We start from the raw sequence: 13,564 nt of genomic DNA on the forward strand, positions 1-13,564 counted from the left end.
GGCCCGCGGCCGCCCGTCGGTTCCGGCCGGGCGGGCATCCACCGGCCGGCGCCCGCCCGGCCGGGCCGCCTGCCCCACCGGGGGTGGCGGCCCGACCGGGGCCCGGCCGGGCGCGCGTGCCCCACGCGCCGTACGCACCCGGGGCGCTCTGCCCGTACCCGCCCGCACCACCCCTCCGTACCCACCCGCCGCCCCCACCCCATCTCCCTCCGCCTCGTTCCTCCCCCTCCCAACCCGGAGCGGCGCTCCGGATCGGGACCCTTGCTCCGGCCTTGGAGCGCCAGCCCGCTTCCGGAGCACCGGCCCGGACCGAGAGCAGTGCTCCGGCCGACAGAATCGGAGAGTCGCCCCCCCATGACCGCAGCCGCAGCAGACGCAGCAGCCGCCGCGCCCCCGCCCGAAGTGCTCCGGGCCCCGCTCGTCGTCGAGTTCCCCTTCACCCGCTCCCTCGGCCCGGTCCAGAGCGCCTTCCTCACCGGCCTCCGCGAACGCGTGGTCCTCGGCGTGAAGACCTCCGACGGCACCGTCATGGTCCCGCCCACCGAATACGACCCGGTCACCGCCGAGGAGATCCGCGAGCTGGTCGAGGTCGCCCCCACCGGCACCGTCACCACCTTCGCCTGGAACGACCACCCCCGCCCCGGCCAGCCCCTCGGCACCCCCTTCGCCTGGGTCCTGGTCCGCCTCGACGGGTCCGGCACCGGCCTGCTGCACGCCCTCGACGCCCCCGGCCCCGACTCCGTGCGCACCGGCATGCGGGTCCGGATCCGCTGGGCCGCCGAACGCACCGGCGCCATCACCGACATCGCCTGCTTCGAACCCTGCGAGGACCCCGCCCAGTCCGCCGAACCCGCCCCGCACGACGGGGAGTTCCCCGAGGCCGTCACCGGCATCGTCGCGCACGCCCGGCTCGACTACACCTACAGTCCCGGCCGCGCCCAGACCGCCTACATCAACGCCCTGACCGACCGGAAGACCGTCGGCGAGCGCTGCCCCTCCTGCCGCAAGGTGTACGTCCCGCCCCGCGGCGCCTGCCCCACCTGCGGGGTCGCCACCACCGACCGGGTCGAGGTCGGCCCGGCCGGCACCGTCACCACCTTCTGCATCGTCAACATCAAGGCCAAGAACCTCGACATCGACGTCCCCTACGTCTACGCCCACATCGCCCTGGACGGCGCCGACCTCGCCCTGCACGGCCGGATCGGCGGCATCCCCTACGACCAGGTCCGGATGGGCCTGCGGGTGGAACCCGTCTGGACCGAGGGCGGCCGCTACCCCGACCACTACCGCCCCACCGGTGAACCGGACGCGGACTACGAGGCGTACAAGGAGCTCATCTGATGGCCCGATCAGCACGCGAGGTCGCGGTGGTCGCCTTCGCCCAGAGCGACCACCGGCGCCGCACCGACGAACTCAGCGAAGTCGAGATGGTGATGCCGGTCCTCCACCAGGTGCTCGCCGCCACCGGGCTCAAGGCCGGCGACATCGGCTTCACCTGCTCCGGGTCCAGCGACTACCTGGCCGGCCGCGCCTTCTCCTTCACCATGACCCTCGACGGGGTCGGCGCCTGGCCGCCCATCTCCGAGTCCCACGTCGAGATGGACGGCGCCTGGGCCCTCTACGAGGCCTGGGTGAAGATCCAGACCGGCGAGGCCGACACCGCCCTCGTCTACTCCTACGGCAAGGCCTCCCCCGGATCGGTCCGCGACGTCCTCACCCGCCAGCTCGACCCCTACTACCTGGCGCCGCTCTGGCCCGACGCGGTCGCCCTGGCCGCCCTCCAGGCCCAGGCCCTGATCGACGCGGGGGAGACCGACGAGAAGGCCCTCGCGGCCATCGGCGCCCGAAGCCGCGCCGACGCGGCCGGCAACCCGCACGCCCAGCTCAGCGGCGCCGTCCCGCAGGGCGACTACCAGGTCCGGCCGCTGCGCACCGGGGACTGCCCGCCCATCGGCGACGGCGCCGCCGCCGTGATCCTCGCCGCCGGGGACACCGCCCGCGCGCTCTGCGCACGGCCCGCCTGGATCACCGGCATCGACCACCGCATCGAGGCCCACAACCTCGGCCTGCGCGAGCTCACCGACTCCCCGTCGGCCCGCACCGCCGCCGAACACGCAGGCCTGTTCGACCGGCCGGTGGACACCGCCGAACTGCACGCCCCGTTCTCCTCCCAGGAAGTGGTCCTGCGCAAGGCCCTCGGCCTCGGCGCGGACGTCACCGTCAACCCCTCGGGCGGCGCCCTCGCCGCCAACCCGATGATGGCGGCCGGACTCATCCGGATCGGCGAGGCCGCGGCCCGCATCCACCGGGGCGCCTCCGACCGGGCCGTCGCCCACGCCACCTCGGGCCCCTGCCTCCAGCAGAACCTGGTGGCCGTCCTGGAAGGAGACCCCCGATGAGCGCAGCACCCGCGGCCCCGGCAGGCCCCGCCGCGTCCCGTACGCACAAGGAGCCGGTGGCGGTCGTCGGCGTCGGGCAGACCAAGCACGTCGCCGCCCGGCACGACGTCTCCATCGCCGGGCTGGTCCGCGAGGCCGCCACCCGCGCCCTCGCGGACGCCGAACTGACCTGGGCGGACATCGACGCGGTCGTCATCGGCAAGGCCCCCGACTTCTTCGAGGGGGTGATGATGCCCGAGCTGTACCTCGCCGACGCCCTCGGCGCGGTCGGCAAGCCCATGCTGCGCGTGCACACCGCCGGCTCGGTCGGCGGATCCACCGCCCTGGTCGCCGCCAACCTGGTGGCCGCCCGCGTCCACCGGACCGTCCTCACCCTCGCCTTCGAGAAGCAGTCCGAGTCCAACGCCATGTGGGGCCTCTCGCTGCCCGTCCCCTTCCAGCAGCCGCTGCTGGCCGGCGCGGGCGGCTTCTTCGCCCCGCACGTACGGGCGTACATGCGGCGCACCGGCGCCCCCGACGGCGTCGGCTCCCTCGTCGCCTACAAGGACCGCCGGAACGCCCTGAAGAACCCCTACGCGCACCTCCACGAACACGACATCACCCTGGAGAAGGTCCAGGCCTCCCCGATGCTGTGGGACCCGATCCGCTACTCCGAGACCTGCCCCTCCTCCGACGGCGCCTGCGCGATGATCCTCACCGACCGGGCCGGCGCGGCCCGCGCCCCCCGGCCGCCGGCCTGGGTGCACGGCGGGGCCATGCGCTCCGAACCCACCCTGTTCGCCGGCAAGGACTTCGTGTCCCCGCAGGCCGGCAAGGACTGCGCCGCGGACGTCTACCGGCAGGCCGGGATCACCGACCCGCGCCGGGAGATCGACGCCGTCGAGATGTACGTCCCCTTCTCCTGGTACGAGCCGATGTGGCTGGAGAACCTCGGCTTCGCCGAGGAGGGCGAGGGCTGGAAGCTCACCGAGGCCGGGGTCACCGAACTCGACGGTGACCTCCCGGTCAATCCCTCCGGCGGGGTGCTGTCCACCAACCCCATCGGGGCCTCCGGGATGATCCGGTTCGCCGAGGCCGCCCTCCAGGTGCGCGGCCTGGCCGGAGAACACCAGGTCACCGACGCGCGGCGGGCGATGGGCCATGCCTACGGCGGCGGCGCGCAGTTCTTCGCGATGTGGCTGGTCGGCTCCGAACTCCCCACCACCTGAACGGAATCCGGCTTCCGCGCGGGGTGCCGCACCGGCCACGGGTGACGCACCGTGGCCTGTGCGGCACGCGCCGTCGTGGATAACCTGGCCCCGGACGACACAGCCGGTTCGGGAGGAGCACCACGTGGCCGACAGCATGACCACACAGCGTTCGCAGCGGAGTTCACGGCGGGGCGGACCGCAGGTCCCGCAGCATCCGCTCACCGGCTGGGGCAAGCCGGACATCGATCTGACCAGGGCCGACTGGCAGTCCAGCAGCCAGGGCGCCGGCGACGTGCAGATCGCCTTCGTCGAGGGGTTCATCGCCATGCGCAACAGCGAGCACCCGGAGAGCCCTTCGCTGATCTTCGCCCCGGACGAGTGGCGGGCCTTCGTCCTCGGCGCCCGCGGCGGCGAGTTCGACCTCACCTGAGCGGATCCGGGCGCCTGCCCGAACGGTTCCGGGCCCGGTCCGGACCGGATCCCGGGCCCCTGCCGGAGGCCACCGGGCGCGGAGCCGCCGCTCCGGTGGCCCACCGGGACGGCGTTGTCCGTCCCTGACCGGCAGACCCTCCGCGCTGGCCGAAAGCGTCCGCCGGGGAACCCGCGGGGAACGGAACCGGAAAGAAGATCGGGTTCTTCTCCCGCAGAGGCTCCACCCGCGCGTGCGCGGGCGTACGCTGAGCCTCCGAACAGGTCTGGGGGGTACCAGCCATGACGGAACGCCGGACCCGCCTACGGCGCAGCATCCTCGAACGCGAGGCCGAACTCGCCGTCGCGGACGAGGCCCTGGGTCAGCTCACCGGAGCCCGCGGGGGCACGGCCGGCGGCGGCACCCTGCTCGCCTTCTCCGGCCCGGCCGGCCTCGGCAAGACCACCGTGCTGGCCGAAATACGCCGCCGCGCACACGCCCGCCAGTACACGGTGCTGTCCGCGCGCGGCGGCGAGCAGGAGCAGAGCCAGCCCTTCCACGTGGCCCGGCAGCTCCTCCAGCCGCAACTGGCCCGCACCTCGGAGGCGGAACTCCGGGCCGCCCTCGGCAGCTGGTACGCGATCATCGGCCCCGCCCTCGGACTCTGTGCCCCCGAGCAGGGCGCGCCGCCCGACCCCCAGGGCCTGCGGGACGGCCTCGACTGGGTGCTCACCCACCTCGCCGTCCAGCGCGCCCCCATGGTCCTGGTCCTCGACGACGCCCACTGGGCCGACCCCGAGTCCCTGGGCTGGCTCGCCGGGTTCGCCCCGCGCACCGAACACCTCCCGCTGGTCATGGTGGTCGCCTACCGACCCGACGAACTCCCCGCCCACGCCGAGGCCTTCCGCACCCTGCCCGGCCGGGCCGGCCAGCGGCCGCTGACCCTGGAACCGCTCACCGCCGAGGCCGTCGGCACCCTGGTCCGGGACGCCGTCGGCGAGCACGCCGACGAGGCCTTCTGCCGGGAGGCCTGGGCGGTCACCTCCGGGAACCCCTTCGAGGCGGTCGAACTCACCGCCAAGGTCCGGGACCGGGCGCTGGCACCCGTCGAGTCCAGCGCCCCGCTGCTCCGGGACCTGGCCGCGGCCCAGCGCGGCAGCGGGCTCGTCGCCCGGCTGCACAACCTCGGCCCCTCCACCGTCCGGTTCGCCTGGGCCTGCGCCGTCCTGGGCACCGCCATCCCGCGCGAGATCGCCGCCCGGGTCGCCGCGCTGGGCACCGAGGAGGCCGTCGGCGCCACCGAACGGCTGCGGGACGCCCGTATCCTCTCCGGGCCCGGGCCGGTGGCGGGCGGTCTCGCGGCGGGCCCGGCCGAGACCGCCGGCCTCCGGCTCGTCGGCCCGGGCGGTGCCGGGACCGGGTCGGGCGCCGCCTCCGGAGCCGGCACCGACGAGCCGGAGCCCGGACTGGAGTTCGTCCACCCGCTGATCGCCACCGCCCTCTACCGGTCCATCCCCGACGCCCTGCGGGTCGCCCTCCACGGCAAGGCCGCGGCCGCCGTCCTGGACGCCGGACTCGGACCCTCCGCGGCCGCCCGGCACCTGCTGGAGACCCACCCGGAGAACGACCCCTGGGTGGTCCGCACCCTCCGCGAGGCCGCCGCCGAGAACCTCCGTGCCGGAGCCCCGGAAGCCGCCCGCCGCCAACTCGCCCGCGCCCTGCGCGAACCCCCGGACTTCGACGAACGCGCCGCCGTCCTCTACGAACTCGGCTGCGCCTCTCTCCTCACCGAACCCGCCAACACCGTCAACCATCTGCGGGCCGCACTCGCCGAACCCTTCGACGACGACGCCCTCCGCCAGGGCATCGTCATCCGCCTCGCCCAGGTCCTCGCCCACAGCGACCTGCTCGCCGAGGCCTCCGAGGCCCTCGCCCGGGAGATCCCGCACACCCCCGACGTCCGCAACCGGCTCCGCCTCCAGTCCGAACAGTTCATGTGGGACGCCTTCCGGGCCGACGAACCCGACTCCCCGGCCCGCTCCCGCCGCCTCGCCAAACTGGCCGACCGGCTGCCCGGACGCGATCTCACCGAGCGGTACGTGATCGGCCTGCGCGCCTGGGACGCCACCCTGCGCGGCGAACCGGTGGACGTGGTCCTGCACCACGCCCGCCGGGCCCTCGGCGACCGGTTCAGCTGGGCCGAACCGGACCGGGGCTTCGAAGTACCGGTCCTGGTCGCCCTGACCCACCTCTACGCCGACCGGCCCGGCCGCGCCGAGGAACTCTTCGAGGCCGGCACCGCCGAATTCGAACGCCAGGGCTGGCGCGGCGCCCACCTGTCCTTCGCCCACAGCCTCCGCGCCTACATCCGCTTCCGGCGCGGCCGCCTCGCGGAGGCCGAGGAACTCGCCCGCGCCGGACTGCGGCTCGCCGAACGGGTGGGGCGGCGCACCCCCGTGCACTGGTACGCCATCGCCATCCTGGTGGAGACCCTGCTGGCCCGCGGCCGCACCGAGGAGGCCTGGGAACTCGCCCAGGAACACGAGTACGGCGAACCCTTCCCGGCCGCCGTGGTCTTCCCGGACTCCCAGACCGTGTACGCCGAACTGCTGATCGCCCGCGGCAACCTGAAGGCCGCGGCGGCCGAACTCGAAGCGGTGTCACGGCGGTTGACGCCACGGGGCATCCAGAACCCGGCCTGGTGCCCCTGGCGGCTCCACCTCGCCCGCGCGGTCGCCGCGGAGGACCCCGAGCGGGCCCGCGCGCTGACCGGCGAAGCCGTCCGGCAGGCGCGGGTGTTCGGGGCGCCGTCCGCCGTCGGCCAGGCCCTGCGGTTCGCCGCCGAGGTCGCCCCGCCGGAGGAACGGGTGGGACTGCTCACCGAGTCGGTCCGGCTGTTGTCCGCCTCCCCGGCCGGCTACGAGCTGGCCTGCGCCCTCGCGGCACTGGGCACCGAACGTTCCGACCCCGAGCTCCTCGGCCGGGCCCTCGCCACCGCCCGGGAATGCGGGGCCGACGGCCTGGCGGCCACCCTCGCCGGACTCCTGCCCGGCCCGGCGGGCAGCCAGCCGCCCGGATCCGCGGACCCGACGGCACTCACCCCGGCGGAACGGGCCGCGGCCCGCCTCGCCGCCGAGCCGCCCGCCGACCCCGCCGCCCCCGTCGGCCCCGGCCCGCAGGGCCCGCCCGCACCCCGGCCCGGACCCCCGCCCGGCGAGGTCGACCCGGTCCTGTCCGCCGCCTTCCGCAAACTGGGCACCGACCGCGCCGGCCTGGCCGAAGCCCTGGCCGTACTGGACCGCACGGCCCCGTAGCCCGCCCCTTCCGGGCCCTGCCGGGCCCGCGCCGCCCGGCAAGCCCCGAAAGCGACGGCCTGGCCGCCCTGCTCCGGGCCGCGGGTCGCGGCCGCGGGTCGCGGGCGGCCGGCCCGGCTGTGGTCCCATGGTTCCCATGAGCGCGCCCATCGACCCGCCCACCCCGCCCACCCCACCGGCCCGGCCCGACCCGGCCGACCCGTCGGCGTTTCCGGGAACCGTGATCGTGGACGGGGCCAACGTCGTCGGATCCGTCCCCGACGGCTGGTGGCGCGACCGCCGGGGCGCGGCCGAACGGCTCCGCGACGCCTTGGCCGCCCGGCCCGCCGGGCCGGCCGGCCAGGAGACCGTCCTGGTCGTGGAGGGCGCGGCCCGGGGGATCGCCGCCGTGCCCGGCGTACGCGTGGAGAGCGCGCCCGGCAGCGGCGACGACCTGATCGTGGAGCTCACCGCCCGCTGCGCGGCCCAAGGACGCCCGGTCCTGGTCGTCACCGCCGACCGAGCCCTCCGCGCCCGACTCCACCCCCTGGGCGCCACCTGCACGGGCCCCCGCACCCTTCGCCCCTGACCCACCGGGCCCTCGACCCAGGGCCGGACCACCGGGCCACCGGGCCTGCGCGCCTTTGGCCCAGCCTGTGCCACCAGGGCTCCGCGCCCGATCTCCGGGCCCCGCCCCGGACTGCGCGGGCCCGCGTACGGTGCGCCCCTGAACCGGCGCCCGCGGGGGCCGGCCCGAGCGCCCGCCCGGGTGCGGAGACGGATCGGGCCCCGGGGCCGGATATCCCGCCCGGCCACGTACCATGGCGGCATGTCCTTCCTCCGCCGCCACCGCTCCGCCACCCCCGCCGGTCCGGACTTCGATGTCCTGGCCATGGATCCGGGTGACTGGCCGGGCAACCTCGGTGCCGGGCTGCTGCCCGCCGCCGACGGCAGCTGCCAGGGTGTCTTCCTCCGCTACGACCTGTTCGGCGGACGCGGCCCCGCGATGATCATCGGCAACCTTCCGGAGGGCTCGCCCGCCCGGGAGCTGGCCGACAAGCAGGTCCCCTTCGAGGTGGCCCAGCTCCTCGACGCCCTGGAGAACGACGAGGACGTCGAGGTGACCGGCGTCGAGGACTGCCCCGTCATGCAGGGCGACAACCTCCTCATCGTCCGCAAGGTGAAGCTGTCCGAGTCGCGGATCTCCTGCGTGCAGTTCGACCGCAGCGACAACGTCCTGGTCACCATCGCCAGCTGGGACCGGCCGATCACCGACGACCTGTACGCGCTGCTGAAGCCGCTCCCCGCCGAGCTCTTCCAGCAGGGCTAGGCCGTCTCTTCCGCATAGCAACCTCCGCCGGAGCCGCTAGGCAGGGGTGTCCGCGATGTCGTTGGCCGCCACGTAGCCGAAGGTCATCGCGGGGCCGATGGTGGAGCCCGCCCCCGCGTAGCTGGTGCCCATGACGGCGGCGCTCGCGTTGCCCGCCGCGTACAGGCCGCGGATCACCGAGCCGTCCTCCCGCAGGGCCCGCGCCCGCGCGTCCGTCACGATGCCGCCCTTGGTGCCCAGGTCGCCCGGGACGATCCGGAAGGCGTAGAACGGCGGTGCCCACAGCGGGGCCAGGCAGGAGTTCGGGTGCACCGCCGGGTCGGTGTAGTAGTGGTCGTACGCCGTGTTGCCGCGACCGAAGTCCGGGTCCTCGCCGTTCCAGGCCTGGGCGTTGAAGCGGTTCAGGGTGGACCGGAACGCCGCCGCCGGCACCCCGATCTGATCGGCCAGCGCGTCCCAGGTCCAGGCCTTCTTCACCGCCCCCGACCGGTACCAGGCGTCCGGGAACGCGAACGTCGGGAGCACGTCCTTGAACAGGTAGCGGTTGCGGTAGTTCTGGTCGACGACGAGCCAGGCCGGGATGTGCGAGCCGGGGGAGCCCTTGTCCTTCTCGTACATGACGTGCACGACGTCGCTGTAGGGCGCGGCCTCGTTGACGAAGCGGCCGCCCCGCCCGTTCACGATCAGGCCGCCCGGCAGGGTGCGTTCGGCCAGGCAGAAGTACGGCTCGTCGGGCAGCGGTATCGAGGGCCCCCACCAGGCGTCCTCCATCAGGGCGAGCGCCGCGCCGGCCCGCCGGCCGGCCCGGATGCCGTCGCCGGTGTTCTCCTTGGCGCCCACCGACCACTGGGTGCCGATCGGCTGCTGCTGGTACTGGGCCCGCATCTCGGCGTTGTGCTCGAAGCCGCCCGACCCCACGACCACCCCGCGCCGGGCCCGCACCACCCCGCGCCCGCCCGCCTGCTCCACCACGATCCCGGTGACCGCCCCGGACTCCTGCACCAGGTCCACGAGTCCGGTGTTCAGCCAGACCGGCACCCCGGCCCGCAGCAGCCCCGCCCGCAGGCCGGCCGCCAGGGCCTGGCCCATGGTCAGCGGCTTCTCCCCGCGGAGGGCGGCCTTCGTCCCGCGCGCCAGGCATTCGGTGGAGACCGCCAGCCCCTTGGCGTTGACCGCCGCCAGGGTCAGCCACTTGTAGTCCTGGCTGAACACCACCATGCCGGCCGGCACCGGCATGTACGCCGGGTTCAGCCGGGCCAGTTCGGCGCCGAGGACGTTTCCGTCGAGCTGGTCCGGCTCGATGGAGCGGCCGTTCGGCAGACCGCCGGGCAGGTTGGGGTAGTAGTCGCTGTAGCCCTCCATGTAGCGGAACCTCAGCGGACTGGCGGCCATGACGAAGTCCAGCATTCGCGGCCCGTTGGCGAGGAAGGCGGCCTGCCGGTCCGCGGAGGAGCCGTCGCCGACCACCGCCGCCAGGTACTGGGCCGCCTTCTGCGGGGTGTCGGGCACCCCCGCGCCGAGGATCACCGAGTTGTTCGGCAGCCAGATCCCGGCGCCCGAACGGGCCGCCGACCCGCCGAAGGTGGGCGCCTTCTCGACGACGACCACGCTCAGTCCGCGCTTCGCGGCGGTGAGCGCGGCGGTCATCCCGGCCGCACCGGATCCGACCACGACGACATCGAACTCGCCGAGCACCGGGGCGTCGGCGGCCCGCGCCGCCGCGGCCGGCAGCACGGTGGCGGCGAGCACCCCGGCACCGGTCCCGGCCAGGACGGTACGGCGGGTGGGGAAGGAAGACATGGGCGGGCTCCAGCGGTGTGGGGAAGCGGGGACGCGGGACGCGGTGCGGGGCTCGGCGCGGACTCCGGAGACATCTGACGACAAGTCACATACCGGAGTCTGAAAAGGTCTTCGGGGGATCATGTGATGTCAAGGCATACGACAGGCACGGCACCCCCGGACATGCCGCGGAGCCCCCGGGAGGAGGAGGATCCCGGGGGCTCTGCTGGGGGAGGGGCGGTGCGGTGGGTCAGCGGGTGCCGACCGCCGCCCGGACGGCGCGGCGGGCCATCCCGCAGTCGTCGTGCAGCCGGCGGAGCAGCAGCCGCTGCTCCTCCCCGGAGGAGAGGGTGCCGGCCGGCAGCGGCTGGGCCGGGGCGGCGGCCTGCATGGAGCGCTGGACCGCCATCTCGGACATCCGGATCTCCCGGGTGAGGACCAGCATCAGGTTGATCAGGAAGGCGTCCCGGGCGGCCGGCCCGGCGGCCTGCGCCAGCCGGCTGATCTGGCCGCGGGCGGCCGGGGCGTCGCCGAGGACCGTCCACAGGGTGGCGAGGTCGTAGCCGGGCAGGTACCAGCCGGCGTGCTCCCAGTCGAGCAGGACCGGGCCGGCGGGGGACAGCAGCAGGTTGGAGAGCAGGGCGTCACCGTGGTTGAACTGCCACTGCGGGCCTCCCACCGCCAGTCCGTGCAGCAGCTTCTGCAGATCGCTCAGATCGCGGTCGGTCAGCAGCCCGAGCTCGTGGTCCCGGGCGATCCGCCGGGTGTAGTCCATCGGGTGCCCGAAGAGCTCGGCCGGCGGACGCCACTGGTTCAGCCGGGCCACCGCGCCCAGGGCGGCCCGCACGTCGGGCCTCGGCGGGGCCTCCACGGGGTGGCGCTGCAGGGCCGCGACCCGGCCCGCCATCCGCTCCACCACCAGCGTGCAGTTCTCCGGGTCGGCGGCGATCAGCCGGGGCACCCGGACCGGCGGGCGGTGCCGGACGAAGGCCCGGTAGGCAGCTATTTCGTGCCGGTAGCGTTCCCGCCACTCCGGCGAATGGTCCAGTAAGACCTTGGCGACGGCGGTGGTGCGTCCGGTGGTGCCGACCAGCAGCACGGAGCGGCCGCTGCGGCGCAGCACCTGCACCGGGGCGAACTCGGGACAGATCCGCTGGACCGAGGCGAGGGCGGTGCGCAGCTGCGCGCCCTGCGGCCCCGACAGGTCGATTCTGCCGCTCAGCGGCTGGGTGCCGGCTCCCGGCATCCGCCGGGCGCGGACGGGGCCCCGGTCGGCGACCGCGGGACGCCCGGGTTCGAGGTAGGGGCTGCCACCGGCCTGGAGCGTGCGGTGCGGCCGGACGGGGGCGGTCACGGAGGACGATGCTGCGTACATGGTGGATACGGATCCCTTCGTGCGCCGACGAGTTGCGTGGTGCGTGTCGCGTGGTGCGTACGCCGCCCCGCCGGATCCCGGGCTTCGCCCTGGGGAGTTCCGCCGGAGGACCGGGTCGGGGAGGCGCATTCCTACCTGACACCCGGGTGCGGGTGGCGAACCATCTCGCGTGCCCTGGCGAAGCCTGGCGAATAGTCGCTCGGCATCTGACCCGGGGCTACTGTCAACTCAGCCGAGAACCTGGGGGCTTGACGTGAGCAGAGGACCAAACACCCGTCTGAACGACCTATTCGGCCTGGCCGGGTGGTCCAAGGGCGAGCTGGCGAGGATGGTCAACCGCCAGGCGGCGGCCATGGGCCACCACCAGCTGGCCACCGATACCTCCAGGGTGCGGCGCTGGATCGACATGGGGGAGACCCCGCGCGAGCCGGTGCCCACCGTACTGGCGGCCCTGTTCACCGAGCGGCTCGGTCGTGTCGTGACCATCGAGGACCTCGGGTTCGTACGGCAGCGGCGCACCTCGAAACGGCAGCCGGACGGGGCGAAGGAGAACCCCGACGGTGTGCCCTGGGCGCCCGAACGCACAGCCGCGGTCCTCACCGAATTCACGGGAATGGACCTCATGCTCAACCGACGCGGCCTGATGGGAGCGGGCGCCGTGCTGACTGCCGGCTCCGCCCTCACCACTGCCATGTACGACTGGCTGCACACCCCTCCGGCCCGGCCCGCGGATCCCGGCCGGTTCGCCGATTCCCTCCAGGCGGACCAGGCGGGCTTCGACCGCTACGAGGCGGCGCCCATCGGCTCCCAGGAGATCGAGGCGCTGGAACGCTCCGTGGAGGTCTTCCGGGCCTGGGACGCCTCCAGGGGCGGCGGTCTCCAGCGGAAGGCCGTGGTGGGCCAGTTGAACGAGGTGGGCGGGATGCTCGCCTACCACCACCCGGACCACCTCCAGCGACGGCTGTGGGGGGTGGCGGCCAACCTGGCGGTGCTGGCCGGCTGGATGTCCCACGACGTGGGTCTGGAGCCGACCGCGCAGAAGTACTTCGTGATCGCCGCGCACGCGGCGCGGGAGGGCGGGGACCGGCCGCGGGCCGGGGAGGCGCTGTCCCGGGCGGCCCGCCAGATGGTGCACCTGGGCAAGCCGCACGAGGCGCTGGACCTGATGAAGCTGGCCCGTTCGGGGGCCGGCGAGGAGGCGCTGCCCAGGACCCGGGCGATGCTGCACACCATCGAGGCGTGGGCGCAGGCGGCGATGGGCAAGGGGCAGGCGATGCGGCGGACCCTCGGGGAGGCCGAGGACCTGTTCGTGTCCGATCCGGGGGACGTGCCGCCGCCTTCGTGGATGCAGCACTTCGACGAGGCGGACCTGCACGGGATGCAGGCACTGGCCTTCCGGACGCTGGCGGACCACGACGCCTCCGCGGCCCCGGTGGCGGCCCGGCACGCCAAGGAGGCGCTGCGGCTGCGCGGTTCGGGGCACCAGCGGTCGCAGATCTTCGACTACATCTCCCTGGCCTCGGCCTGTTTCATCGCCGACGATCCCGAGCAGGCGGACCGGTACGCGCGTCTGGCGCTGGTCTCGATGAACGAGACCTCCTCGCACCGGACCTGGGACCGGCTGCGCGAGATGTACCGGCTGACCGGGCAGTACTCGGGTTTCGCGAAGATCGAGGACCTGCGGACGGAGATCAAGCTGGCGCTGCCGGACAGCCCGGCCCCGCCGCGCCGGGTCTGATCCGCCGCCGGTGGGTGCGGGTACGGGCCGGGACGGCGCTCGGCGCCCGGA

10 protein-coding genes are annotated in these 13,564 nt (G+C 74.6%); 8 read left to right on the forward strand and 2 right to left on the reverse strand.

Going from position 1 to position 13,564, the window contains the following annotated elements; genetic code table 11:
* Positions 1 to 354 precede the first annotated feature (354 nt).
* The 7 genes from ACZ50K_RS06345 (at position 355) to ACZ50K_RS06375 (ending at position 8,621) form a co-directional block, all read left to right on the forward strand.
* Positions 355 to 1,341 carry a Zn-ribbon domain-containing OB-fold protein gene (locus ACZ50K_RS06345; RefSeq protein WP_468898107.1) on the forward strand — a complete coding sequence of 329 codons (987 nt, stop codon included), beginning with the start codon at positions 355 to 357 and terminating at the stop codon, positions 1,339 to 1,341.
* Positions 1,341 to 2,399, forward strand: a complete 1,059-nt coding sequence (locus ACZ50K_RS06350; RefSeq protein WP_468898109.1) for a thiolase domain-containing protein — start codon at positions 1,341 to 1,343, stop codon at positions 2,397 to 2,399. Before ACZ50K_RS06345 ends, ACZ50K_RS06350 begins: the two co-directional genes overlap by 1 nt.
* Positions 2,396 to 3,607, forward strand: a complete 1,212-nt coding sequence (locus ACZ50K_RS06355; protein WP_468898111.1) for a thiolase domain-containing protein — start codon at positions 2,396 to 2,398, stop codon at positions 3,605 to 3,607. Before ACZ50K_RS06350 ends, ACZ50K_RS06355 begins: the two co-directional genes overlap by 4 nt.
* A gap of 136 nt (positions 3,608 to 3,743) precedes the next feature.
* Entirely contained in the window at positions 3,744 to 4,019 is a 276-nt protein-coding gene (locus ACZ50K_RS06360; RefSeq protein WP_468898496.1) for a DUF397 domain-containing protein, read from the forward strand.
* A 281-nt stretch (positions 4,020 to 4,300) separates the two neighbouring features.
* Positions 4,301 to 7,312, forward strand: coding sequence for an ATP-binding protein (locus ACZ50K_RS06365; protein ID WP_468898113.1), 3,012 nt, complete (start codon positions 4,301 to 4,303; stop codon positions 7,310 to 7,312).
* A 136-nt stretch (positions 7,313 to 7,448) separates the two neighbouring features.
* Positions 7,449 to 7,880, forward strand: coding sequence for a PIN domain-containing protein (locus ACZ50K_RS06370; protein ID WP_468898115.1), 432 nt, complete (start codon positions 7,449 to 7,451; stop codon positions 7,878 to 7,880).
* 240 nt (positions 7,881 to 8,120) lie between these two features.
* Positions 8,121 to 8,621 carry a hypothetical protein gene (locus ACZ50K_RS06375; RefSeq protein ID WP_468898116.1) on the forward strand — a complete coding sequence of 167 codons (501 nt, stop codon included), beginning with the start codon at positions 8,121 to 8,123 and terminating at the stop codon, positions 8,619 to 8,621.
* 36 nt (positions 8,622 to 8,657) lie between these two features.
* Here the strand turns inward: ACZ50K_RS06375 and kstD are convergent, their stop codons facing one another.
* A complete protein-coding gene (gene kstD, locus ACZ50K_RS06380; RefSeq protein WP_468898118.1) occupies positions 8,658 to 10,421 on the reverse strand; it encodes a 3-oxosteroid 1-dehydrogenase in 1,764 nt (587 codons plus the stop codon).
* Positions 10,422 to 10,650: 229 nt separating this feature from the next.
* Positions 10,651 to 11,775, reverse strand: a complete 1,125-nt coding sequence (locus ACZ50K_RS06385) for an aminoglycoside phosphotransferase family protein (protein WP_468898120.1) — start codon at positions 11,773 to 11,775, stop codon at positions 10,651 to 10,653.
* 253 nt (positions 11,776 to 12,028) lie between these two features.
* Here ACZ50K_RS06385 and ACZ50K_RS06390 point away from each other — a divergent pair, with 253 nt between their 5' ends.
* Positions 12,029 to 13,513, forward strand: coding sequence for a DNA-binding protein NsdB (locus ACZ50K_RS06390; protein ID WP_468898122.1), 1,485 nt, complete (start codon positions 12,029 to 12,031; stop codon positions 13,511 to 13,513).
* The last annotated feature ends 51 nt before the right edge of the window (positions 13,514 to 13,564 follow it).

It is taken from the genome of Streptomyces sp. NPDC033845, assembly GCF_055576225.1.

What these genes read in the sequence shown, in the direction of transcription:
- ACZ50K_RS06345 (WP_468898107.1), top strand. Translation starts at nt 355, where the DNA reads ATGACCGCAGCCGCAGCAGACGCAGCAGCCGCCGCGCCCCCGCCCGAA.
- ACZ50K_RS06355 (WP_468898111.1), top strand. Translation starts at nt 2,396, where the DNA reads ATGAGCGCAGCACCCGCGGCCCCGGCAGGCCCCGCCGCGTCCCGTACG.
- kstD (WP_468898118.1), bottom strand. Translation starts at nt 10,421, where the DNA reads ATGTCTTCCTTCCCCACCCGCCGTACCGTCCTGGCCGGGACCGGTGCC.
- ACZ50K_RS06370 (WP_468898115.1), top strand. Translation starts at nt 7,449, where the DNA reads ATGAGCGCGCCCATCGACCCGCCCACCCCGCCCACCCCACCGGCCCGG.
- ACZ50K_RS06385 (WP_468898120.1), bottom strand. Translation starts at nt 11,775, where the DNA reads ATGTACGCAGCATCGTCCTCCGTGACCGCCCCCGTCCGGCCGCACCGC.
- ACZ50K_RS06350 (WP_468898109.1), top strand. Translation starts at nt 1,341, where the DNA reads ATGGCCCGATCAGCACGCGAGGTCGCGGTGGTCGCCTTCGCCCAGAGC.
- ACZ50K_RS06360 (WP_468898496.1), top strand. Translation starts at nt 3,744, where the DNA reads ATGACCACACAGCGTTCGCAGCGGAGTTCACGGCGGGGCGGACCGCAG.
- ACZ50K_RS06365 (WP_468898113.1), top strand. Translation starts at nt 4,301, where the DNA reads ATGACGGAACGCCGGACCCGCCTACGGCGCAGCATCCTCGAACGCGAG.
- ACZ50K_RS06375 (WP_468898116.1), top strand. Translation starts at nt 8,121, where the DNA reads ATGTCCTTCCTCCGCCGCCACCGCTCCGCCACCCCCGCCGGTCCGGAC.